Below are 22,676 nucleotides of genomic sequence, written 5' to 3'. Positions count from 1 at the left end.
CTTAGGAGGATGTAATGGCATCGGTATTGCTCTCAGTTGGTGAATTAGCCAATGCAATGCAACAAAAGCCTGTAACGCTTGTAAGAGCGCTAATGGATGACCCCGTTTCAAAAACACCGGATACGCGAACGGCAATGGTTTTACCTGCGTCAGTTGATTTTGATTTAGACAATGAAGGAAGCGACCATACAACAGGACTTCCTCACAGTATGCCTTCTTCCGATGACCTTGCAGTTTATCTAGGTAATCAGGGCATTACAGCAAATACGCCTATAACCGTATACGATACCCGTGGCATTTACTCAGCACCACGCGTGTGGTGGATGCTTAAAGCGCTTGGCCATCAAGATGTATATATTTTGAATGGTGGGCAACCAGCGTGGGAAAAAGCCACATTGCCAGTCTCTGAACAACAGCAATACGGCAAGTTAACTTACCAAGCAACGCCTCGCCCTGGCTGGTTTGCAAATTCCAGCGCAGTACTTCAGGCAATAAATACAGAAGCGCAACTCATAGATGCTCGCAGCGCGCCGCGATTTAAAGGTGAAGTGTCAGAGCCTCGCGAAGGCGTGCGTTCCGGGCATATGCCTGGTGCATTTAACATTCCTTTTGATACTTTACTAAAAGATGGGTATTTCTTGTCGGTAGAGCAACTGAAGGCTGTCTTTGACCGCGCTAATGTGGATCTACGTAAACCCATCATCTGCACATGTGGTTCTGGCGTCACCGCCTGTATAATCGCTGTGGCAGCCGTTATGTGCGGTGCAACGCAAGTTTCCGTTTATGATGGTTCATGGTCAGAGTGGGGAGCCGACACCCAATATCCCGTGGTCAAAGACGTGTCATAAAGTAACGAGCTACAGTTCGCCACAAAGCAAACTAGTAATGTAAGCGGTTTTACATTGCTTATTTTTGAGTAAACCGTAAAGCTAGCTTATGGTAACAGAGTTAAAACAGTTCGATGTCAGCTAATCAAACCTTACCCAATATTGTTGTTCTTACCGGAGCGGGAATTTCTGCCGAATCCGGACTAAAAACATTTCGAGATAATGATGGCCTTTGGGAGAACCACCGTGTAGAAGAAGTGGCGACACCGGAAGCCTTTGAAGAAAACCCTAGTTTGGTGTATCGCTTTTATAACGCTCGGCGTGCTCAATTACAGCAAGACGATGTGAATCCTAACGCAGCGCACAACGCGCTTGCCAAACTTGAGAAAGCGTTCGGAAGCAACCTGATGTTGGTTACGCAAAATGTGGATGACTTGCATGAACGCGGTGGAAGCCAGTCGGTTTATCATATGCATGGTAAGTTGCTATCGGCGCGGTGTGCTATAAGTCAGCAGTCTTTTGATTGGTATGACAGTTTTGACCACACCACCAAATGCCCATGTTGTAACAGAGTAACACTGCGACCGGATATTGTGTGGTTTGGTGAAATGCCTATGTACATGGAAGAGATTTACAATGCACTTGCACGGGCTGATGTGTTTGTTGCTATTGGTACATCGGGTAACGTCTATCCGGCAGCTGGGTTTGTTCAGATTGCTAAAGAAAGTGGGGCACATACCATAGAGGCAAATTTGGAGCCGGGTGTCACTAATGCTTTGTTTGACGAGTCACTGACAGGCCCTGCTTCTCATATTGTCCCACAATGGGTTGATGAAATAATATCTAAATACGCGCTGTAGGAGGCGCAAAGCATGCAGTATATAAATGAGTTTCTTACCATTGCGTTGGTACATCTAGTGGCTGTTGCTAGCCCAGGGCCAGATTTCGCAGTGGTTGTTCGAAACAGCGTGGCCTATGGCAGACGTACTGCCATATACACAAGTATAGGGATTGGCTTAGCTATATTACTGCATGTGGCTTACTCTCTAGTGGGGCTTAGTGTGGTTATTGCAACTACTCCATGGTTATTCACCACGTTTAGCTATGCCGCCGCAGCTTATTTACTGTACCTTGCATTTGGTGCGCTTAGAAGCGGGCCTGTAAAGCAGGACCAGGCCGTTAAGGCTGAAAAGAAAACAACTCAAATATCAGTGAAGCGCGCCATTTGGATGGGATTCTTAACAAACGGCCTCAATCCTAAAGCGACGCTGTTTTTCCTCTCATTATTTACAGCAATTATCAGTATCGACACGCCATTTACTGTAAAACTTGGCTACGGTATCTATTTAGCTATTGCTACTGGACTGTGGTTCTGTTTTCTTTCATGTCTTTTAAGTACAAGCAAAGTTGCTGAACTTATTGGTAAGAAAGGATATTGGTTAGACCGTGCGATGGGTGTGCTGCTGGTTGGTTTGGCTGCTAAGTTAGTATTAGGTTAACGTTTGTTTACCATACAAACAGGCATTTGTTTTTGTGAATTGGTATAATCCCGCCGATTTTTCAAAAATATAAGAGAGTTGTGTGAAAGACGTACATCAAGACCGCCTGAACAATACGTTGTCTAAACAGTATCAATTTGATACCAAAGGTCTATTGCGCCGCGCTGCCGGTTTAACAAAGGCAAACTTTTCGTCATTGCTGCAGGGAAGTATTGTTCTATTTTTGACGTTTGTCGTGTTAGGTGTATTTGCTCAGCAGTACATCACAATAAATGACGATGGGAGCTACGTATTCGAGCATCAGTCTATCATTGAAATTGTGGCAATCTGCATCGTTGCCCCGCTGCTGACGGGGTTGTATATGATGGGCGTTTTTGTTGCCAGAGGTATTAAAACGTCAGTTTTTACTGTGTTTCAGTTTTTCCCTCTTATATTTCTCGTGGCGTTAACCCAATTAGTGAACAGTATTCTTGTGCAGCTAGGTATGTTGCTGTTAATCATTCCAGGCATATACTTTTATTTAGCGTCATCTTTTTCCCTTATGTTGGTGGCTGATAGAAAGTTAACACCAATAAGCGCGATCATTCTTTCATGCCGCGTTTTTAATGCGTATTGGGCGCAAATTGCCAGTATTTTCGGCGTACTAATTCTGCTGTTTGCAACGGTGCCGTTAACCTTTGGCTTTTCTCTTATCTGGGTATTACCTTTTTATTTTAGTATGATGGGGTTGCTCTATCAGGAACTGATTGGCGAGCAAGGAGTGAGCACGGAAGCATCTGAAAACGATGTGAATGAGTCTAGCTTCGATGCATAAACGTGAAACCTTTAAAATTGTCCTTATAACACTTGGTGTATTGGCGGTAATTGTCATTAATGCCATTATTTTTACTAAGGACGAGCCGGATATCTTAGACATACCACAGACGGTAGAAGCTAAAAAACCGGTGCCTGATTTTTCTGCCTACACAGATGTGAAAGAGAAAAAAGAGGCGTTTTTTAACTATTTAAGGCCTGAAGTCGAGAAGCAAAATGCTTACCTGTTAACGCTAAGACATTACGTTCAGACGTTATACAGAAAGGCATTAGCCAACGAGTCGCTCACTGAAGAAGACGTGGGCAGACTTGAATGGCTTGAAGAAGAATATCGGGTTAAGCCTACGCAACCGTTAAAGTTGAAACTACTTGCGCTGTTGCAAAAAATTGATGTTTTGCCTGCCGAACTGGTACTCGTTCAAGCCGCAAATGAGTCGGCATGGGGTACAAGTCGGTTCGCAAAAAAGGGCTACAACTTTTTTGGCTTGTGGTGCTTTTCTAAAGGGTGCGGTTTTGTCCCAAACCGCCGAAACGAAGGTGCGTCACACGAAGTAGCCAAGTTTGATAGCTTATCGCGAGCAACGTACACCTACATGCGAAATTTAAATCGCCATGATGCGTATGCTGATTTAAGAGAGATCCGCAGTCGTCTGCGTGCTAATCAGATCCCTATCACTGGTGTTGCTTTAGCTGAAGGGCTTATGAACTATTCCGAGCGAGGAGCCGCTTATGTCGAAGAGCTTCAAACTATGATCCTATTTAACGAGGAGTTTTTATCCGAATGATACGCGCTGCTTTATTTTTTGCTTCATCTCTGTTTATTGGTGTTGGCAGTTCATCCGTAGCTGCTGAAACAATAGACGTTGAGTACAGCCGTTTCTATAGCCATGTTAAAAAACTGGATAATGAAGACACTCAAGCCCTTCAGTTTGCATTTGGTTTTGTCCGAGTAGGAGAAGGCCGTTTATGTGAAGTTAATGGGGCGTCTATAGTAACTGATAAGAAAACTATGCCTCTAGACGTTACTGATGAAGGGCGCTTTACAGTGCCAACAGAAAAAGCCTTAAAACTCGCGAATGCTTTGGTTCGGATTGATTTGAACGAACGCGCTAACGTGTGTGATATGTCGGTACAGCTTGAGACTAAAGCGGAGTATCTTAAGCAGTATTATTCAAAAGAAGACCTTACTTTTTTGTATAGTCAATACGAAGCTTTTTTTAATGAAATGGGCAGTTTTTTGTCTTTCATGATGCCTTCGGTAAAAGGTCTAATGATTCAGTTTGACGACAAGAATTTAGACTTTGTTACGCCTCAAGGTGTGCAGATAAACAATGGTGTGTTGCATTTGGAGCAATCGTGGATTGACGACGCGAAAGGCTTAACGCTACCGCATGCGCCGCTACGTGTCACCGCTATGGCTTCTAGTTGATCGGCGGCTAAAAGTTAGGTATCAGGTTAGTAACTGATACCTAATTTGCTCTGCTATACGGGCGATGGTTTCTTCACCCTTAGCGCATAGCTCTTCAGCACGATGAAATTCCATGATACCTACGTCGGTAAGTTGAGGTTCAATAAGAATGTCTGGCGGATCGCCTGCTAAGCGAGAGCGTGTAACGCGAGCTTGAAGTATTTCAAGTGAACTACTCATTACGCTCATAATTCCCGGCGGGTTGCGCTTATTCACTTTTGCGGGCACTTCGGTAAACTCTTCTTCCACCTTTTCAATAACTTCAGAAGCAATGCCTTCTTCAGTTTTTACCTCGTCAGTGTCAGATAAAGTTTCGTCTTTACCTTCATTTTTCTCTAACGCTTTGTCTTCTTTACTATCAGGTGAAAACCATTGGCGTAAAACATTTTGGCTTTTAGTAAAAAAGTCCTCTGTTTTGCGTTGGTTTTCCTCGTGATCCTGCCTTAATTTTTCTAAGCGAAGAGGGCGGAAATCCGCGTTGAGGTTAACCGCAATAACGAAGTCGGCCCCTAACTGTCGACACAAGTTTACTGGTACAGGATTGACAACAGCGCCATCTACCAACCAGCGATCGCCATGTGCCACGGGCGCAAAGAGCGCTGGAATAGCACATGATGCTTGAATGGTGTCGCCAATAGGGCCTGAATTAAATACCACTTCACGTCCGGTATAAAGGTCAGTTGCCACTGTTGCAAAGGGTTTCAGCATTTCTTCATAAGAGGAAACACAAAACTCGCTGGCAAGCTTGTCGAAAACTTTCTGTCCGCTTGCGATGCCCCCACGTCTAAGGCCTACACCCATAAGAGCCAATACCTGCCAATCGCTTAGCGAACAGGCCCATTCTTTTAAGCCTTCTAGCTTACCACTTGCGTAGGCAGCACCAACATAGGCGCCAATAGAGCAACCAGCAACAACGTCAATTTTAATGCCGAGTTTTTCTAAAGCTTCAATGATACCTATGTGCGTCCAGCCCCTTGCGGCACCGGCACCTAACGCAAGTCCAATTTTCATCTATTTCGGTTCCATAATGTTTACGATTTCAATCGCATTATCTTCGTCGCTGAAATCTTTACTATTCTCTGTGGTAAAAGAAGGTTCATCAAACCCGATATCACCATCTTCAACTGGGCCATCTTGTGTGGCAATGGCTTTAAAATCGTAAAGGTTGCTGTCGACCAAATGAGATGGCGCTACGTTCTGAAGCGCTCGGAACATAGACTCAATACGGCCTGGGAAGCGACGGTTCCAGTCTTGAAGCATTGCCTTTATATTTTGGCGCTGTAGATTTTCTTGTGAACCACAAAGGTTGCAAGGAATAATCGGGAATTCAGCGGCCTGAGAGTATTTCTCGATGTCCTTTTCTGTACAGTAGGCCAACGGACGAATGACGATATGCTCACCGTTGTCACTAACCAGCTTTGGCGGCATGGACTTAAGTTTGCCCCCGTGGAACATATTAAGGAAAAACGTTTCTAGCATGTCGTCACGATGGTGACCTAACGCAATTTTGGTCGCGCCTAATTCCTTTGCTGTCCGATACAGAATACCCCGGCGCAAGCGAGAACAAAGCGAGCAGGTAGTTTTTCCCTCTGGAATTTTGTCTTTAACGATAGAGTAGGTGTCTTCTTCTACAATCTTGTAGTCAACGCCTATGCTTTCTAAATATTCAGGCAAAATATGTTCAGGGAAACCAGGCTGTTTTTGATCTAGATTAACCGCAACGATATCAAAGTGAATAGGCGCAATCTTCTTTAAAAACAATAGAATATCAAGCATGGTGTAGCTGTCTTTACCGCCAGATAAACACACCATTACTTTGTCGTTGTTTTCAATCATACCGAAATCGCCAATAGCTTTACCTACGTTGCGGCGAAGTCGCTTCTGAAGTTTGTTGAAGTTGTACTTTTGCTTACTTTGCGCAGCGTTCAATGGCGACGCATCAGCACTGTTTGTGCCTAAACTCATAATTAACTAGCTTGGTTTGTGATAAAGCTAGCATTATACATTAAAGCGCCTTTTCGAGACCATGCCTGTATACTTAAATTTATTGCGTCGCGTTGCGTTATCGATGCAGCATTGTTCATCACCTGATGTCAATTACCTCTCAGCACGGTGCAAGTTAGCGACCACCAAAAAAGATGACGAACAACACGTTTTTATTACGCGGCACGTTAACGCAGCGTTAGACAGTAAGCGGTGACTCAAATCCATCTGGCTTTATAGCAAGTACATCACAATTAAGTTCGTCAATTACGTGTTCTGCCGTGTTGCCGATAAGCGCTGCTGATATACCAACACGCCCAACAGTACCAATTACAACGAGCTCTGCATCAAGTGTTTCTGCTACCTGTGGAATGACTTTCTCAGGCAAACCTTCTTTCACCACACATTTGTTTTCCGGAATACCGTATTTTAGCGCGTGACTGCGCATTTCCTTAATATGATGGTTTTTTACCGCGTCGTGATACGTATCGGGGTCGAACTCAGGTACTTCAATTGCAATGTTTAGCGGCGTTGAGGGGTAGCTATTGACCAAATTAACGTTACCTTTCAATAAGGATGCATAGTCGTTAGCAATGACGGTAAGTTTATCGTTTAGTGCGGCATGCTCGTCGTCTTCGCTGCCTACATTCACCGCAGCAATTATTTCTCCGCCTTCTGGCCAGTCGTGCTCTTTAACGAGCAGCACTGGGCGAGGGCACTTGCGCATTAAATGCCAGTCTGTGGGCGTAAAGATGACAGAAGCAAGGTCATCGTGCTTCTTTGTTGCTTTTACTACTAAGTCTATTTGATTGTTAAGGGCGTAATAAATAATCGACTCGTACGCACGATTATTCCACTCTACTACTATGTCAGTTTCTGTGAACCCAAGTTCTCTTAGGTGGGTAGAAAGCCATTTTGCGTGTTCTTTGGTAACCGCATCGCGCATTGACTCGCGCTCATCTGGGCTAAGCATAGTTGTCATATCATATGATAAGTCATATACCACCATCATAGCGGTAACTAAAGCGCCCGTTTTAGAAGCAAGTTCATAAGCACGACTTAGTGCAGGTTGGTTATCGCGCTCGGCATCTACTACGGCCAGAATCCGTTTACACTCAATCATAACGTCCCCCTAACTAGGAAATTTAGTAGCGGCTGTCGAAATCGAAGTACAAAGGCCTGCTGATCTTTTCTGTACAGCAATGCTAAACAAGCCCTTTTACTAACTATAAACGACATTGGGAAAAACGTAACTTGTTTTAGATCAAGAATTTTACATGCTCGCATGCAAATAAATTTGATTTTAGATATGAAATAACCAGCAAAGGGTTAAAGGATTGGGGAAATGGCTAGCGCAGCAAACAAAAAAGCGCGCCTTGCGCGCGCCGTGATTAACGCTTGAATTAAACTAACCGCACACCACGCTTGGGCCGTTTAGCGCTGCAAGTTTGGTGTTCAAGCGCTCGAAATCTAAGATACTGATCAGTTTTCCGTCCACTTTTATAATATTGTCTTTTTGGAAACGGCTTAACAAACGGCTAATTGTTTCGATGGTTAGTCCTAAATAATTTCCTATCTCGTTGCGCGTCATGGTGAGATGGAATTCTCTATGGGAGAAGCCTCGTTCTTCAAAGCGTTGAGATAGGTGTGAGATGAAATACAATAAACGCTCTTCCGCCGTACGCTTGTTTAAAAGCATGATCATGTCATGATCTTGTTTAATTTCTGCGCTCATAAAGCTCATGATCTGATGGCGAAGCTTGGGAAATTGCACAGACATCTCATCTAGTGTGTCATAAGGCAGTTCACACACCATGGCAGTCTCTAGCGCAGAGGTATAGCTTTGATGTTTATTTTCTCGAAGGGCATCAAAACCGATAATGTCACCAGGGAAGTGGAAGCCGGTAATCTGTTCTTCGCCTTCGGTATTGGTTACGAAAGATTTAAATGATCCTGTTCTTACTGCAAATAGAGAACGGAATTTATCGCCAGTTTGAATAAGCGTGTCGCCTTTGTGAAGTGGCTTCTTGCGTTCAATGATATCGTCAAGAGATTCGATTTCTGTTTTGTTTAACGCCACAGGTAAACACAAGTGACTAAAACTACAGTTTTGACAATGGATAGAAAATTGGCTTCCTTTGCTCATAATGCACGCTCTGTAAATGAATACATCACAATAATACACCCATTTTTAAACGATTGCGCCATGAATAAGATAAGCAGCATATATGGCCATTATTACTGCAATAATTTGTCTAATATGATTGTGCTGAAAACTGCGCACAATATATTGGCTACCGGCGCTTGCGGCAAGCAATGTGGGTAATGTACCTAAACCGAAGAAAAACATGATGGCAGCGCCTTGCAACGCATTACCCGCCGCCAGAGACCAGGTAAGGGTTGAGTACACTAAACCACAAGGTAGCCACCCCCAAATAAATCCGTAAGGTATGGCACTAAAAGGTGTTTTGAACGGTAAAAAACGCTTAGACAATGGCTGTAGTTTAGAAAATAGCCCTTTTCCTGCGCTTTCCAATACCGTTAGTCCCGTCCACCATTTGCCTAAATAGCAGGCCAGTAACAGCAACATAATGCCGCTAAGTAAAGACAGGGCATAGTTGGCAAGGGGGATATAATCTGCTGCAATTTTTCCAAGTGCACCAGTAATTGCACCTGCGATGGTGTAGCTCACTATACGTCCCATGTTATAGGCAAGAGTATAGGGTAGTGCTGAAGCGCCTTTAGGGGATACCATTCTTAGCGCAGCCACAATTCCACCGCACATGCCTACACAGTGAACTCCGCCGGCTAAGCCGATAAGAAAGGCAGAGAAGTAGTTAATCCCTTCCATGTGGTGCTTGGCTTTTATCTGCTTTGTTGTCTTGAAGTTGCTTGCGTTGCTCTGCTAACTTTTTCTCTTCTGGCGGAAGATCATCGTCAAACAATATGCTGTAACCTTGGCGGTCTAAATCTTCAAATTGATTAGTTTTCACCGCCCAGAAAAATATTACGATAGCGACGGCAACAATGATGATGGCGATTGGAATTAATACGTAAATAATACTCATGCTATTTGCTCAAAAGTCGCGTTGAGTTTGTGACTACAATGATACTGCTTAACGACATACCAACAACAGCCATCCACGGTGAAAGTAGGCCCGATACGGCGAAAGGTAAGATCAAAACGTTGTAACCTACCGACCAACCAATGTTTTGCCTTATTTTTTGCTTAACTTGATGCGCAGTTCGAATAAGTTCTGGCACAGACAGCAGCTGATCGCCAAGCAGTATCACGTCGGCGGCAGTTTTTGCCACGTCTGTGGCGTTACCCACTGCAATCGCCACATCAGCGCTGGCAAGAACAGGCGCGTCGTTAATACCGTCACCCATCATCATCACTTTTGAACCCGATTGTTGCATTGACAGTACGGCATCGTATTTCTGCTCTGGGGTGAGACCTCCCTTGGCTGCAGAGATAGGCAAAGGCGCAGTAAGAGAATCTACGTTTTGCTGTGTATCACCACTTAAAACCGTAAGAGTATGGTTTGTAGCTAGTATATCTAAGGTCTCTTGAGTGTCTTCTCGTAGGGTATCCTTTACTTCAAACGCTGCCATTATTCGCCCTTTAACGGTGAGAAACACGTTAGCTGAAGGGTGTTCTTTAATGAAGCTTTGATGCGATTCGTGCACGCTGAATGCAGCCGACCCCATAGAAAACAAAGTCTCATTGATTTCACCGCTAATACCGCCTCCTGGCGTTACGGTAAAATTAGTCACTTTTTGTACCGTGTTATCGATAGCGTCAGCACTGCCGCTAGAGGCAGAAATCTCGCTTAGGGCTATACCGCCGCTAAAGGCTTTGGCAATCGGATGTTCAGAACGTGACTCCAAAGCACGAGCGATTGATAGCGCACTGTTACTGTCTACGCCGTCAGCAAACCAGGCATTTGAAATGGAAAACTTGCCCTGAGTAAGCGTACCGGTCTTGTCTAATGCGATGGTGTCAATGTCAGTAATTTGTTCGAGCGCGTCGGCCCGTTTAAGTAAAATACCTTGCCTGTTTAACTTTGCCATAGCACAGGTTAACGCTGATGGCGTAGCCAACCCTAATGCGCAAGGGCAGGTTGCTACTAATACTGATATGGTGATCCAAAACGTGTCGTCGCTATCCTGATAAGCCCAAAAGCTATAGGTTAACACCGAAATCAGCAATACCGCGGTAACGAAATAGCGAGAGAAATTATCGGCAATTTGCGCCGCTTTTGGCTTACTCGCCATTGCACTTGCTTGCAGTCGTACAATTTGATTTACCAACGCATTTTTAAGGGTTTGTGTAACCGTAATGGTCAGGCTGCCGTCTTGACATACAGTACCACCATATACAACGCTATTATTAGACTTGCGAACCGGGTTAAATTCGCCGGTAAGCATAGATTCGTCAACCGCTGCGTTGCCGTCTGTTACCACCCCATCTATGGGGATCGTTTCACCAGGCTTCACCAGCACTACATCGTCAATTTTTAGCTGCTTAGCCAGACACTCGGTTAGGCTACCATCCGGCAGTAGTTTGGTGGCTGATACGGGCACATATTGCATCATATTGGCAGAGATCTGTGCGGCGCGATGACGACTGCGATGCTCTAAAAAACGGCTAAGTAACAGCAGAAAAATAAACATACAGATGGATTCGAAATACACTTCACCTTGTTCTAATACTGTAGAGCGAATTCCAGCAATGTAAGTACCGAATATGGCGAGCGTAACGGGTACGTCCATATTAACCGTTTTGGCACTTAGCGCTTTTGCGGCGCCTACATAAAAGGTGCTGCCTGAATACAGCACCACAGGTGTTGTAAGCGTAAGGGCAACCCAATAAAAATACTGGCGGGTCTCTAACTCAATGGCGCCGAACCAATCAAAATACAGCCCCGTCATTAGCATCATTACCTGCATGGTCATGATACCTGCTAGCCCTAACTTCTTAAGAAAGGTCTTTTGTTCGCGTTTATAACTGGCTTCGTGCTCGTCGGGGTGAAATGGAGACCCAACATAACCAATGCGTTTAAGCGTAGATAGAATTTGGCTAAGCTTAATTTGAAACGGTGACCAAGTGATTAAAGCGCGGCGCTCTTGTACATTAACCGCGACTTGCTTTATTCCTTCTACTTTCGACAACTGCTTTTCGATAAGCCAGCCACACGCAGCGCACGTAATACCTTCGAGGGTCAATTGAATCTGCTTGTCCTGACCTTCTTCAAACACGAACTCTTCTTGAAGGGAAGGGTCGTCATAGACTTTGAGCTTATCTAGTGTTTCTAAAATACCGTCGTCAGATTTTTGCGCCGGTTCGGTTCTAAACTGATAATAGTCTTCAAGGCCGTTGTTAACGATCGCCTCTGCAACCGCTAAGCAGCCAGGGCAACACATGTCTCGTTGTTGCCCTAAAATGACAGTAGTAAATTTCCCATCGTCTGCACTTGCTACAGGCAAACCGCAATGGTAACAGTCGTGCTTGGCCATTATGGATTGAATTTCATTTTGCCAGAGTGGGGCAGATAGACGGTATTTTGAATTTTCCAGCTATCATCAATAGGGGTTAACGATACGCGCCATTTACCATCAAGGTTTTCTTCAATAAAACCGCGATAAATACCGTTGGCATCTCGACTCAATAATACGCTGACATCTCGTTCTTCAAGTGTTACGTGGTAAAAACTTAATTTAACCGCGTTGCCTTCTTGTGGAATTCCTGAATGGAACTCTAGCGCTATGCTGCCATCTTCAATGGTTAAATCGGTGGTAATGTTCATGCGACGGGCTATCGCTTCTTTGTCCAGGCGGGCATTAATTGCTTTTCCTTCTTTGTAGTAGTCGTCTACCACCAGGCTATCTTCGGTAGAAATAGCAAGGTTTAATAACACGCCACCCATGATGAGGGTAATGATAGGAACGGCAATTAAAAACCAGGGCCAGAACTCTTTATACCAGGGTCTATTCATCGAAATCTTTTCTCGTATTTACTTCACTAACAACATATTTATTTTTACTTCCCCAACTACACGTAAAGCAGGCAAATAATGATAAATATAGTGTTGGCGAGACATATTAAAAGTGTACAAAGAATGTTCGCATGGCACTCTCTATACCGCTGTATTTTCTCATAAAAAAAGCCCCGTAGTAACGAGGCTTTTTAAGATATTTAATGATTTAAATCATTAATCATTTGAAAGGCTGTAAACATACGCTGCAACAACGTGAATTTTGTCATCACCCAAGGTTTTCTTGAATGAAGGCATTACACCGTTACGGCCGTAAGTAAGCGTTTCTGTTACCGCTCTGTGGCTGCCGCCGTATAGCCAGATATTGTCAGTAAGGTTTGGTGCACCAAGTGCTTGATTACCTTTACCGTCCATACCGTGACAAGCCGCACACGCTGCGAAACGTGCTTTACCTGCTTCTGCAAGCTGTGGATCCACATCGCGACCGCTTAAACTAAGTACGTAGTTAACCACTTCTTCGATACCGTCTTCACCCATAGCATCTAGCCATGCTGGCATAGCTGCTTTACGACCAAGCGTAAGAGTTTCTACGATTTTCGCACCTGAACCGCCGTACAACCAGTCGTTGTCTGTTAGGTTAGGGAAGCCGCCATTTTGACCACGTGCATCAGAACCGTGACACTGAGAGCAATTTTGTAGGAACAAACGCTGACCTACTTTGTTTGCTTCTGGGTCTTTAGCCAGTTCTTCAACAGGAACTTGTGCATACGCTTCGAAGATCGGGTCGAACTTCTCAGCAGCAAAATCTAGTTCACGGTCATACTCTACTAGGTAGCCTTGCTCTTTTGCATCAATACGCGCCTGAGCTGACTCTTCTAGTGATTGAATATTTTGGTTAGAGCTCTTCCAACCCCAAATACCCTCATACGCTCCTAGGCCAGGATAAAGCGCTAGGTATATAAAGCCCCAAACGATGGTCATATAGAACATAATTGTCCACCAGCGAGGAAGTTGATTGTTTAACTCCTCAATACCATCAAATTCGTGACCCATTGACTCACCTTCAGCTACGCCAGTCTTGTTAGACAGGCACCAGCGAAGAAGGAAGTAGCAACCAATGATTAACCCTAGGGTTATCACTGAAATCCAAATTGTCCAAAACATACTCATGAGTTCGAGACTCCTGCTAATCTTCTTTTGATTTTTCTTTTTCTTCGTCTGCAAACACTAGGTTTGCAGCTTCATCGAATTTTTTCTTGTTGCGGCTGCTAAACGCCCACCACACAACACCGATGAAGCTTACAAAGACGATGACAGTAAAAATGCTGCCTACAATTCCCTGGTCCATATTATTTCAAATGTGTGCCAAGAGACTGTAGATAAGCAATAAGGGCTTGCATTTCCGTTTTACCCTGTACTGCCGCTTTCGCACCCGCGATATCTTCGTCGGTATACGGAACGCCGAAGCCACGGAATACTTCCATTTTTTCAGCTGTTAACTCGCCATTAAGCGTGTTTTCCGCAAGCCAAGGGAAACCTGGCATGTTCGACTCTGGTACTACGTTACGAGGATTAAGCAGGTGAACTCGGTGCCATTCGTCGCTGTAACGACCACCCACACGTGCTAGGTCAGGACCAGTACGCTTAGAACCCCAAAGGAAAGGGTGCTCCCATACTGATTCGCCAGCAACGCTGTAGTGACCATAACGCTCTGTTTCAGCGCGGAATGGACGGATCATCTGGCTGTGACAACCTACACAACCTTCACGGATGTAGATATCACGGCCTTCAAGCTCAAGCGCGGTATATGGACGTAAGCCTGTTACCGGTTCCATTACTTGCTGTTGAAACATCAACGGCGTAATTTGAACCATGGCACCGAAACTGATAGCGATAAGAATTAGTACCGTTAACAGACCGACGTTCTTTTCAATTAACTCATGTGCGTTTTTCATTATTCGTCTCCTTTACTACGCTGGCTGAGTCGCTGGATCTGCAGCGATACTGCCTTTAGGTGCACGAACGGTTTTCCATGTGTTGTATGCCATTACAAGCATACCTGCTACCACGAAACAACCACCAATGAAACGAACCACATAGAAAGGCTTAGACGCTTCTAATGACTCAACAAAGCTATAGGTTAACGTACCGTCAGCATTTACTGCACGCCACATTAGACCCTGTAGTACACCAGACATCCACATTGCTACGATGTATAAAACAACACCGATAGTTGCGAACCAGAAGTGTACGTTAACTAGCTTGGTGCTATACATAGCGCGCTGACCGAATAGCACTGGAATTAAGTGGTAAATTGAACCAATTGAAACCATTGCAACCCAACCTAGAGCACCAGAGTGTACGTGACCAATTGTCCAGTCAGTGTAGTGAGATAGTGCATTAACGGTCTTGATTGCCATCATTGGGCCTTCGAAGGTAGACATACCGTAGAAAGACAATGAAACAATAAGGAAACGCAATACTGGGTCGGTGCGAAGTTTATGCCACGCGCCAGATAGCGTCATAATACCGTTAATCATACCACCCCAAGATGGAACGAATAGGATAATAGACATCACCATACCTAGTGACTGAGTCCAGTCTGGTAGGGCAGTGTAGTGAAGGTGGTGAGGACCAGCCCAGATATACAGAGAGATAAGTGCCCAGAAGTGAACAATTGAAAGTCTGTATGAATAAACCGGGCGACCAGCTTGCTTAGGTACGAAGTAGTACATCATACCAAGGAAGCCCGCAGTTAGGAAAAAGCCTACTGCGTTATGGCCGTACCACCACTGCATCATAGCGTCTACTGCGCCTGCATACAGTGAATACGATTTAGTGAAAGATACCGGAATAGCCATGCTGTTACCAATATGAAGAATTGCAACAGTTAACATGAACGCGCCTAAGAACCAGTTTGCAACATAAATGTGCGAAACTTTACGGATTACTAGGGTTCCGAAGAAGTTAATGATATAAGCGACCCAAACCAGTGCCAAAAGGATATCAATTGGCCATTCTAGTTCAGCGTATTCTTTTGAGCTGGTTAAACCCATAGGCAGGGTGATAACAGCTAAAACGATAACGGCTTGCCAACCCCAAAAGGTAAATGCGGCAAGTTTGTCACTGAACAGTCTTACCTGGCAGGTACGCTGAACGATGTAGTACGACGTTGCAAATAGCGCACAGCCGCCGAAGGCAAAAATAACGGCGTTAGTGTGCAACGGACGCAAACGTGAGAATGTTAGCCATGGTGTGTCAAAGTTAAGCATAGGTGCAAACAATTGCGCGGCAATAAATACCCCTAGGCCCATACCAATGATACCCCAGACTATGGTCATGATGGTAAATTGCCTAACTACTTTATAATTGTAGTCAGGTTGTGCTTGGCTTATTTCACTCATTTTAATGAATCTTCCACTTCAAATGAACTATGGTCTCCAACTGCCGGAATAGTACGGTCGAGACGTGTATCAGCTAAGGAATAACGCTTCACACCGAGCTCGGAAAGAGTAATAATTATTGTCTCCAAGCCAGTTGGTACGCGGATGATAAGGTTTTTAATTACAAAAAGATACCATAAACTACCTAAGCTTGATCTCAGTCAATGAAGAAATACACAAAATTTAAGAAATGCTAAATAACAATAACAATAAACGATCAAAATTTTTACATTCCCAGCTTCCATTAGTGGCTATTATTGTTGTAGCCGTGTGTGTATACCTTGCACATAAATTCCAGTCATCGGTGTTAAAAGACACGAGCGTAGTTAATGGAATAGGAAACAGCTGCAATTTTGTCAATGAAACTTGCGAATTCTTAATTGATGACAAGTTGGCAATTGCCACTTTTTCAACCATGCCTGAACCTGAAGAATCGGTAACGGTTAAACTTCTTATTCCAGACGGTGCGGAAATTGAAAGCGCATGGATTGAAGGGATAAACATGTATATGGGCAAAATTCCCGTGCTGTTAGATAACGACGGTCAAGGAAAGTGGTCGGGTTGGTTTATGTTAGGCAGTTGTAGTGAGCCAGTTATGAAATGGCAACTACGTCTAAATATTAAAGATAAGGACAGCCCCAGCTATTTATATTTTGTTACGCAGCAGTAAGGGGCCAAAGACTTACAATGCCCTTTGAAGATAAAGGTGATAAACAGGCATTAAAAAAGGCCGCGTTTAGCGACCTTTCATTATTTATAATTTGCAAACTGTAGCGTGAACGCTTTTTCTTACATTTGCGACTGAAGGTAGTTTTGAATACCTAGTCGCTTAATAAGGCCAAGTTGCTGCTCTAGCCAGTGTGCGTGATCCATCTCTGTATCGTCTAGTAGCACAATTAGCATGTCACGAGTTACATAGTCTTTCTCGGTTTCACAAAGCGCAATGACTTCACGTAACTTTGCATCAACTTCGTATTCAACACGCAAATCGCTTTCTAGCATCTCAGGTACATCTTTACCCACTTTGAAGCCCGTGCGCTTCGTCATGTCAGGCGTACCTTCTAAAAACAGCATGCGTTCAATTAGCTTAGTTGCATGTCCACGTTCGTCATCAAATTCGTGGTCGATACGCTCGTACAGCTTATTCAGCCCCCAATCTAGATACATCTGAGAGTGAATGAAATACTGATCCATGGCAGCTAACTCATAAGAGAGTAGTTCGTTTAAGCCATTAATGATTGCTTGGTTACCTTTCATTAGTCATCTCCCATTACTTGCGCTTGTAGGTAGTTTTCTATACCCATCGCATCAATTTGGTATTCTTGCGTCTCAATCCAGTCTAGGTGCTCTTCCTCATATTCAAGAAGGTCTTCTAGCAGATCACGAGAGACATAATCTTGTTTCTCTTCGCATAAGGCGATGGCTTCACGAAGTAGTGGAAGCTGTTCCTTTTGAAAACGCGCATCACATGACAGCATTTCAACGGTGTCTTCACCAATATAAAGCTTGCCTAACGCTTGAAGATTAGGAAGGCCTTCAAGGAATAAAATGCGCTCGATCAGATCGTCCGCTTGCTTCATGTCCTTGATAGACTTTTTATAATTCTTTTCGTTAAGTTCAGAAAAACCCCAGTTTTTGAACATACGAGCGTGCAGAAAGTATTGATTTATCGAAGTAAGTTCGCTTGTCAGTACTTCGTTCAATTTTGCAACAACTTGTTTATCACCTTGCATTGTGTAAACCCTATTAACGTATTTGCGTGAAGTTTAGTCTAAATATGTAAGGATGTCAAAAAAGTCTTTGTAAAACAGTTGTTTACAAACGATAACGTTTCTCAATTCATCCATTGTTCGCATTTAGAACAGCATTACTGTTGTGCATGGGCATAAGCAAGACTTTCTTCAGCAAAACCAAGCCCTGCCTCGGTAAAGAAGTTGAAGACTTTATCTACACCGTTTTCTAATAAATGTGATACTTCATCTTCATAGCGTGCAATGGCTGCAATTTTTCCAACATAGCCCGCGTTTTTAAGCTGACGAGTGATATTTATTGAGTCCTGTATAGAAGGCAGAGCAAGCAAAACAAGCTGAATCTGTTTGATATCTAAATTATCCCACAAATCTACGTCTTCACCGTCGCCGCATATTACGTTTAAGCCTTCGTCAGATAATTCTTTCACTTTCACCCGGTCGGCGTCCATTCCCCATACGCTCACATCACTTAATTTGGATAGCGCATTGAAGGCACCGCGACCAACTCGTCCCATCCCCAACACTAAAAATTCCGCGTTGTGGAGAGTAGGATAAATGTCTTCTTTCAATCGTTCGTTTTTCTCAAAACGTTTAATGGTGTGTTTATGATTGTGATATTGAGAATGTGAATTGCGATAAAGCACGCTGGTAATCACAAACGAAATAGATACGGCTAAGGCAATCACTACTAACCAGGAGTTCGCCAATAAACCTAATGAAACGGCTAGCGCACCAACAATAAGGCCAAATTCACTGTAATTTGAAAGCACTAAGCTGCTTAGGTAAGCCGTGCGACCACGAAGGCGAAGTGACGTAAATAAGCCGAAAAAGAGTGCTGCTTTTAACGGTATAAAAAAGCAGAACACAATAGCGAGCACGATCATGCTGAAATCGGGGAGGGCGGTTAGGCCGATAGTAAGAAAGAAGCCGATTAAGAATAGGTCTTTAAAACTGAGTAGTGATTTCGCTAGCTCCGAAGCCTTTTCATGTTGCGCCAACATGATTCCAAAGATTAGTGCTCCAAGATCGCCCTTAATATTAACCAGTTCAAACAAATGATAGCCACCTAGAGCGAGGATAAAGCCAGTGAGTGGGAGCAGTTCACCGTGGCCCGACTTATTTATCATTTTGTTTATAATAGGCATTGCTGGGAATAAGGCCAACAAGGCGAGGGCCCACACAGAGGGGAGCTTTCCAGTTGCTGCGACAAGGAAGATAACAGCAAAAACGTCCTGCATAACTAAAATGCCTATGGCAAGGCGGCCGTGGCGGGTTTTACTTTCGCCACTTTCTTCTAACACTTTAACTACACACACGGTACTGCTGAAGCTAAGTGCAAATGCGATAAGCGCAGCGCTTTTCCAAGTCAGACCGTCAACGATATTGGCGGCAACCGCACCTATTGCAAAAACACAACAGGTAATAACGCCCACCCATATTAAGGTATGTGAAACACTTCCTGCCCAAACTTCTCTACGACTTAAATCACGGATATTGAGTTTTAACCCGATGGTGAAAAGCATAATGGTAATACCCAAGTTGGCAATTTGGGTTAAATCGTCTGTAAGTGTATAGCCTGCAAAATTTAATAAGAAGCCGGCCACCAAGTAGCCAACTAAAGGAGGAATGCCAATAAGTTTAACTGTTAAGCCGCAGACAAATGCGAAAAGAAGAAATGCATACTCCATGAATTACCTTTCAAAAAATATTGAACTTAGATGCTGTTACCCTTTACAGGTTACTTCATCTTTTAACTAGCGATTGCTATAAATCGACGAGCTAACTTATTATACGAAAGTTTGTAGACTAGCACGCTATGGTTTGTTTCCGCAGCTAAAAAAGCATGGAAAATTGATTTTTTGGTAACGCGTAACCAACAATCTATGGCCTTCAATATAGAATATTCAAACACTAAATCAGTTATTTACTGCTAATGTAAATCTAGTTCCCAATTTCGAGTGTATTGAACAGGGTTATAGGCGTAATCTCTTAGATTAAGATGGCCAGAAATATAGAAGGATTTTGAATGCGTTTAACAATTTTAACCGTGCTTACCTTGCTTGTCGCTTTTAATATAGTGATTGGTCTATTATGGACTCCCGTTTGGTGGTTTTTACTTTTATCCGTCACGTTATTGATTTTTGGTCTTTACGACGCCTTCCAAACTAAACACGCCATACTTAAAAACTTTCCCCTAATTGGCCGAGTTCGTTGGACCGTTGAGGGACTTAGGCCTTATATTCAACAATACATCATCGAGACTGATACCAGCGGCGCCCCTATTTCTCGCATGTTTAGATCTATTGTGTATCAACGTGCCAAAAACAGCAGAGAAACTGTCCCTTTCGGCACACAATTAGATACTTATAAAGATGGCTATGAATGGATTGGACATTCTTTATCGGCCCGAGAGGTTGAAGACATGGATGAGGACCCTAGAGTAACGGTAGGTGGTCCACACTGTAAGAAGCCCTATCGAGCTAGTGTACTTAATATAAGTGCAATGAGCTTTGGCAGCTTATCAAAAAACGCCATTTTAGCGCTAAACAAGGGCGCTGCTAAAGGCGGTTTTTATCATAATACAGGCGAGGGTGGTTTAACGCCCTATCATTTAGAAAACGGCGGCGATATCGTATGGCAGATTGGAACAGGATACTTTGGTTGTAGAAGTAAAAATGGTGGGTTCGACCCCATTCTTTTTAAAGAGAAAGCCAAACTCGACAATGTAAAAATGATAGAGATAAAGCTGAGTCAGGGTGCCAAACCGGGCCATGGTGGTATTCTTCCAGCTTATAAAAATACGCCGGAGATCGCTGAAATTAGAGGTGTTGAACCAGGTACCCAAGTAGATTCTCCACCTAGGCATAAAGCATTTTCGACGCCCTTAGAAATGATTGATTTTATAAGCCAGTTACGCGAATTAAGTGGGTACAAACCAGTGGGAATTAAACTCGCTCTTGGTAGAAAGAGTGAGTTCATTGCGATGTGCAAGGCAATGGTAGAAAAAGGTGTCACACCAGATTTTATTACCGTCGACGGCGGCGAAGGCGGTACGGGAGCAGCGCCCCTTGAATACACTAACTCTATTGGTTTTCCTTTACGCGAAGCATTGGCATTTGTTGATGACTGCCTTACTGGCTTTGGGCTGCGCGATAAAATTAAAATTATTGCTTCTGGAAAAATAATCACGGCTTTTCAACTTGCTAAAAACCTGAGTTTAGGCGCGGATTTGTGTAATAGTGCCAGGGGGATGATGTTAGCCCTTGGGTGTGTTCAATCGCTATCATGCAATACGAATAAATGTCCGACCGGTGTAGCAACGCAAGACCCTAAGCTTGCTAAGGGCTTAAACGTTGAAGACAAATACGAGCGCGTGTACCGTTTTCACCAAAAGACCATCCATGCACTAATGGATATCCTATCTTCTACAGGGCATGTGAAAACGAGCGAACTCAATCGCACCCATATATTCAGGCGGGTTGATCAGTGTCATATTGCGCGTTACGACGAGATTTTTCCGCTTGTGAAAACAGGAAGTTTCTTAACAGACGACGTGCCCGATAGATTTAAACTACATTTGAAGGAAGGCAGTGCTGAAAGCTTTATGCCGTGTAGTTTATTGGCTGAAATAGAGAAAGAAACGAAGGCGGTGTCTTAAAAATGATTAAGCCATGACTCCAAATCAAATATCGATTTTGGAGTCACGCTTTGCATTTTATTGTCTAAATCATCTTGAGTTAATCTTTAGATTGCTCGCTTGGAATACGCAGTTGATAGAGGCGGTAATCACTCGTTCTGTAGGGTGTTACTTTATATTTAGGCTGAAGATACGCCACTAAATCTATTAGTTCAGAAACGGTTAGCTCGTCGTTTACAACCCGCATTAATGACACACCGTCTTCGCTGGTGAAACTTGCAGGTTGTCGAGGGGTAAGTTTATGCGATGGGTTGATGATGCTTGTTACTAACTCAGCATATGTTTTAATTCTTCCGCTGCTACCTCCCAATGGAATTGCTTTTGCTACCAAGTATTTTGCGTTTTCTGGTTCTTTTTCTCCAGCAATGCGATGACAATCCTGGCACTGATACTTTTTAAATACCTGATAGCCTTGTTCCGAATTGCCTTCAGGTAAACTAAAGCCCCGTGGCGAGTTCGCCCCCTGCTCGCAGGCAAACAGAAGAAGCACAGCTGTAATAATTATTGCCATTTTCATAATCTTTTCCCTCGTTAGTTTAAAGTTCAGACAGGAAACCTTTACAAGAACTAAATTGCATACGTTAATTATGAACGCCCCTGAGGACTAATCATTGACCTGGCTCAAAGAATAATAAGATGTATGGCTTTACTATTTAACAGAACACTTAAGCTGCATGGTATTAATAATGCCGTTACTAATGAAACGTTGAGGAGTGCCATAATGCAGGGTTACCAAACAATTTTAGTACCTATTGATGTTTATTCTGACTACGAATTGGTAGTAGAGAAAGCCATTGCGATAGCGGGAAATAGCCATAAAATTCACCTCCTGTATGTTGCCTATCCGCAAACAAATGTAGAGCCTTATGGATTATTCTTAGAACGGGATTTTTCAGAGGAAGTAAGGGAGCAGGCATTAAGACAATTAAAAGATGTTGCCGCAAAACACGATATTCCTTACAGCCACATTAATGTTGAGATTGGCTCGCCTGCTGATGAAATTCACCATATGGCCGAAAAGATTAATGCAGATCTTATTGTGGTAGGCACTCACGGTCAAAGTGGTCTTCGACTTTTACTTGGGTCCACAGCGAATGCGGTACTACATGGTGTAAAAACAGACGTACTAGCGGTTAAGGTGTAAATTAGCTTAGCGATAGGTACAAAAATAACAAATTTCAAAATTTTAATGCTAA

At 43.5% G+C, this 22,676-nt stretch carries 25 protein-coding genes; 9 read left to right on the top strand and 16 right to left on the bottom strand.

Features of this window, described 5'->3' with window-relative positions; genetic code table 11:
* The first annotated feature begins 14 nt into the window (after positions 1-14).
* The 6 genes from E5672_RS07360 to E5672_RS07335 all read left to right on the top strand — a co-directional run bounded on the left by E5672_RS07360 (position 15) and on the right by E5672_RS07335 (position 4,568).
* The gene (locus E5672_RS07360) at positions 15-848 is read left to right on the top strand and encodes a sulfurtransferase (RefSeq protein WP_136781607.1); all 834 of its coding nucleotides are present in this window, start codon (positions 15-17) and stop codon (positions 846-848) included.
* Positions 849-961: 113 nt separating this feature from the next.
* Positions 962-1,687 carry a Sir2 family NAD+-dependent deacetylase gene (gene cobB, locus E5672_RS07355; protein WP_136781606.1) on the top strand — a complete coding sequence of 242 codons (726 nt, stop codon included), beginning with the start codon at positions 962-964 and terminating at the stop codon, positions 1,685-1,687.
* Positions 1,688-1,699: 12 nt separating this feature from the next.
* Positions 1,700-2,326, top strand: a complete 627-nt coding sequence (locus E5672_RS07350; RefSeq protein ID WP_136781605.1) for a LysE family translocator — start codon at positions 1,700-1,702, stop codon at positions 2,324-2,326.
* 82 nt (positions 2,327-2,408) lie between these two features.
* Positions 2,409-3,140: a YciC family protein gene (locus tag E5672_RS07345; RefSeq protein WP_136781604.1), complete on the top strand. Its 732-nt coding sequence runs from the start codon at positions 2,409-2,411 to the stop codon at positions 3,138-3,140.
* Complete coding sequence (locus tag E5672_RS07340; protein ID WP_136781603.1) at positions 3,133-3,924, top strand: glucosaminidase domain-containing protein; 792 nt, start codon at positions 3,133-3,135, stop codon at positions 3,922-3,924. The genes E5672_RS07345 and E5672_RS07340 overlap by 8 nt, the downstream gene beginning before the upstream one ends.
* The gene (locus E5672_RS07335; protein WP_136781602.1) at positions 3,921-4,568 is read left to right on the top strand and encodes a DUF2987 domain-containing protein; all 648 of its coding nucleotides are present in this window, start codon (positions 3,921-3,923) and stop codon (positions 4,566-4,568) included. Before E5672_RS07340 ends, E5672_RS07335 begins: the two co-directional genes overlap by 4 nt.
* A 21-nt stretch (positions 4,569-4,589) precedes the next feature.
* Here the strand turns inward: E5672_RS07335 and E5672_RS07330 are convergent, their stop codons facing one another.
* The 12 genes from E5672_RS07330 to ccoN all read right to left on the bottom strand — a co-directional run bounded on the left by E5672_RS07330 (position 4,590) and on the right by ccoN (position 15,993).
* Complete coding sequence (locus tag E5672_RS07330) at positions 4,590-5,618, bottom strand: patatin-like phospholipase family protein (protein WP_136781601.1); 1,029 nt, start codon at positions 5,616-5,618, stop codon at positions 4,590-4,592.
* Positions 5,619-6,572, bottom strand: a complete 954-nt coding sequence (gene ttcA, locus E5672_RS07325; RefSeq protein WP_136781600.1) for a tRNA 2-thiocytidine(32) synthetase TtcA — start codon at positions 6,570-6,572, stop codon at positions 5,619-5,621. It lies immediately after the preceding gene.
* Positions 6,573-6,789: 217 nt separating this feature from the next.
* Positions 6,790-7,713: a universal stress protein UspE gene (gene uspE, locus E5672_RS07320; RefSeq protein ID WP_136781599.1), complete on the bottom strand. Its 924-nt coding sequence runs from the start codon at positions 7,711-7,713 to the stop codon at positions 6,790-6,792.
* Positions 7,714-7,998: 285 nt separating this feature from the next.
* Complete coding sequence (fnr, locus tag E5672_RS07315) at positions 7,999-8,736, bottom strand: fumarate/nitrate reduction transcriptional regulator Fnr (RefSeq protein ID WP_136781598.1); 738 nt, start codon at positions 8,734-8,736, stop codon at positions 7,999-8,001.
* A 45-nt stretch (positions 8,737-8,781) separates the two neighbouring features.
* Positions 8,782-9,441, bottom strand: coding sequence for a sulfite exporter TauE/SafE family protein (locus tag E5672_RS07310; RefSeq protein ID WP_136781597.1), 660 nt, complete (start codon positions 9,439-9,441; stop codon positions 8,782-8,784).
* On the bottom strand, positions 9,428-9,658 hold the full coding sequence (ccoS, locus tag E5672_RS07305) for a cbb3-type cytochrome oxidase assembly protein CcoS (RefSeq protein ID WP_136781596.1): 231 nt from the start codon (positions 9,656-9,658) through the stop codon (positions 9,428-9,430). Before ccoS ends, E5672_RS07310 begins: the two co-directional genes overlap by 14 nt.
* A 1-nt stretch (position 9,659) precedes the next feature.
* Complete coding sequence (locus E5672_RS07300) at positions 9,660-12,110, bottom strand: heavy metal translocating P-type ATPase (RefSeq protein ID WP_136781595.1); 2,451 nt, start codon at positions 12,108-12,110, stop codon at positions 9,660-9,662.
* The gene (locus E5672_RS07295; RefSeq protein WP_136781594.1) at positions 12,110-12,589 is read right to left on the bottom strand and encodes a FixH family protein; all 480 of its coding nucleotides are present in this window, start codon (positions 12,587-12,589) and stop codon (positions 12,110-12,112) included. The genes E5672_RS07300 and E5672_RS07295 overlap by 1 nt, the downstream gene beginning before the upstream one ends.
* A gap of 216 nt (positions 12,590-12,805) precedes the next feature.
* Positions 12,806-13,759, bottom strand: a complete 954-nt coding sequence (gene ccoP, locus E5672_RS07290) for a cytochrome-c oxidase, cbb3-type subunit III (RefSeq protein ID WP_136781593.1) — start codon at positions 13,757-13,759, stop codon at positions 12,806-12,808.
* Positions 13,760-13,775: 16 nt separating this feature from the next.
* Positions 13,776-13,937, bottom strand: a complete 162-nt coding sequence (locus E5672_RS07285) for a cbb3-type cytochrome oxidase subunit 3 (protein WP_014949591.1) — start codon at positions 13,935-13,937, stop codon at positions 13,776-13,778.
* Position 13,938: 1 nt separating this feature from the next.
* A complete protein-coding gene (gene ccoO / locus E5672_RS07280) occupies positions 13,939-14,544 on the bottom strand; it encodes a cytochrome-c oxidase, cbb3-type subunit II (protein WP_071951601.1) in 606 nt (201 codons plus the stop codon).
* Positions 14,545-14,559: 15 nt separating this feature from the next.
* A complete protein-coding gene (gene ccoN, locus E5672_RS07275) occupies positions 14,560-15,993 on the bottom strand; it encodes a cytochrome-c oxidase, cbb3-type subunit I (RefSeq protein ID WP_014949589.1) in 1,434 nt (477 codons plus the stop codon).
* Positions 15,994-16,222: 229 nt separating this feature from the next.
* Between ccoN and E5672_RS07270 the strand changes: the two genes are divergently transcribed.
* Positions 16,223-16,702 (top strand): hypothetical protein, encoded by a 480-nt coding sequence (locus E5672_RS07270; RefSeq protein WP_136781592.1) that lies wholly within the window; start codon positions 16,223-16,225, stop codon positions 16,700-16,702.
* 119 nt (positions 16,703-16,821) lie between these two features.
* Here E5672_RS07270 and bfr (E5672_RS07265) read toward each other — a convergent pair whose 3' ends face one another.
* The 3 genes from bfr (E5672_RS07265) to E5672_RS07255 all read right to left on the bottom strand — a co-directional run bounded on the left by bfr (E5672_RS07265) (position 16,822) and on the right by E5672_RS07255 (position 19,471).
* Entirely contained in the window at positions 16,822-17,289 is a 468-nt protein-coding gene (gene bfr, locus E5672_RS07265; RefSeq protein ID WP_014949587.1) for a bacterioferritin, read from the bottom strand.
* Positions 17,289-17,765: a bacterioferritin gene (bfr, locus tag E5672_RS07260; protein ID WP_014949586.1), complete on the bottom strand. Its 477-nt coding sequence runs from the start codon at positions 17,763-17,765 to the stop codon at positions 17,289-17,291. Before bfr (E5672_RS07260) ends, bfr (E5672_RS07265) begins: the two co-directional genes overlap by 1 nt.
* A 134-nt stretch (positions 17,766-17,899) precedes the next feature.
* A complete protein-coding gene (locus tag E5672_RS07255) occupies positions 17,900-19,471 on the bottom strand; it encodes a cation:proton antiporter family protein (RefSeq protein ID WP_136781591.1) in 1,572 nt (523 codons plus the stop codon).
* 338 nt (positions 19,472-19,809) lie between these two features.
* Here E5672_RS07255 and E5672_RS07250 point away from each other — a divergent pair, with 338 nt between their 5' ends.
* Positions 19,810-21,441: an FMN-binding glutamate synthase family protein gene (locus E5672_RS07250; protein ID WP_136781590.1), complete on the top strand. Its 1,632-nt coding sequence runs from the start codon at positions 19,810-19,812 to the stop codon at positions 21,439-21,441.
* Positions 21,442-21,520: 79 nt separating this feature from the next.
* On the opposite strand, the gene E5672_RS07245 is transcribed toward E5672_RS07250, so the two are convergent.
* Positions 21,521-21,997: a c-type cytochrome gene (locus E5672_RS07245; RefSeq protein WP_136781589.1), complete on the bottom strand. Its 477-nt coding sequence runs from the start codon at positions 21,995-21,997 to the stop codon at positions 21,521-21,523.
* Positions 21,998-22,201: 204 nt separating this feature from the next.
* Between E5672_RS07245 and E5672_RS07240 the strand changes: the two genes are divergently transcribed.
* Positions 22,202-22,624 (top strand): universal stress protein, encoded by a 423-nt coding sequence (locus tag E5672_RS07240; protein ID WP_136781588.1) that lies wholly within the window; start codon positions 22,202-22,204, stop codon positions 22,622-22,624.
* The last annotated feature ends 52 nt before the right edge of the window (positions 22,625-22,676 follow it).

The sequence above is a fragment of the Alteromonas portus genome (assembly GCF_005117025.1).
Classification (GTDB): domain Bacteria; phylum Pseudomonadota; class Gammaproteobacteria; order Enterobacterales; family Alteromonadaceae; genus Alteromonas; species Alteromonas portus.
Note: the sequence above shows the minus strand (reverse complement) of the source record. Positions and strands in the feature narration are given on the sequence as shown.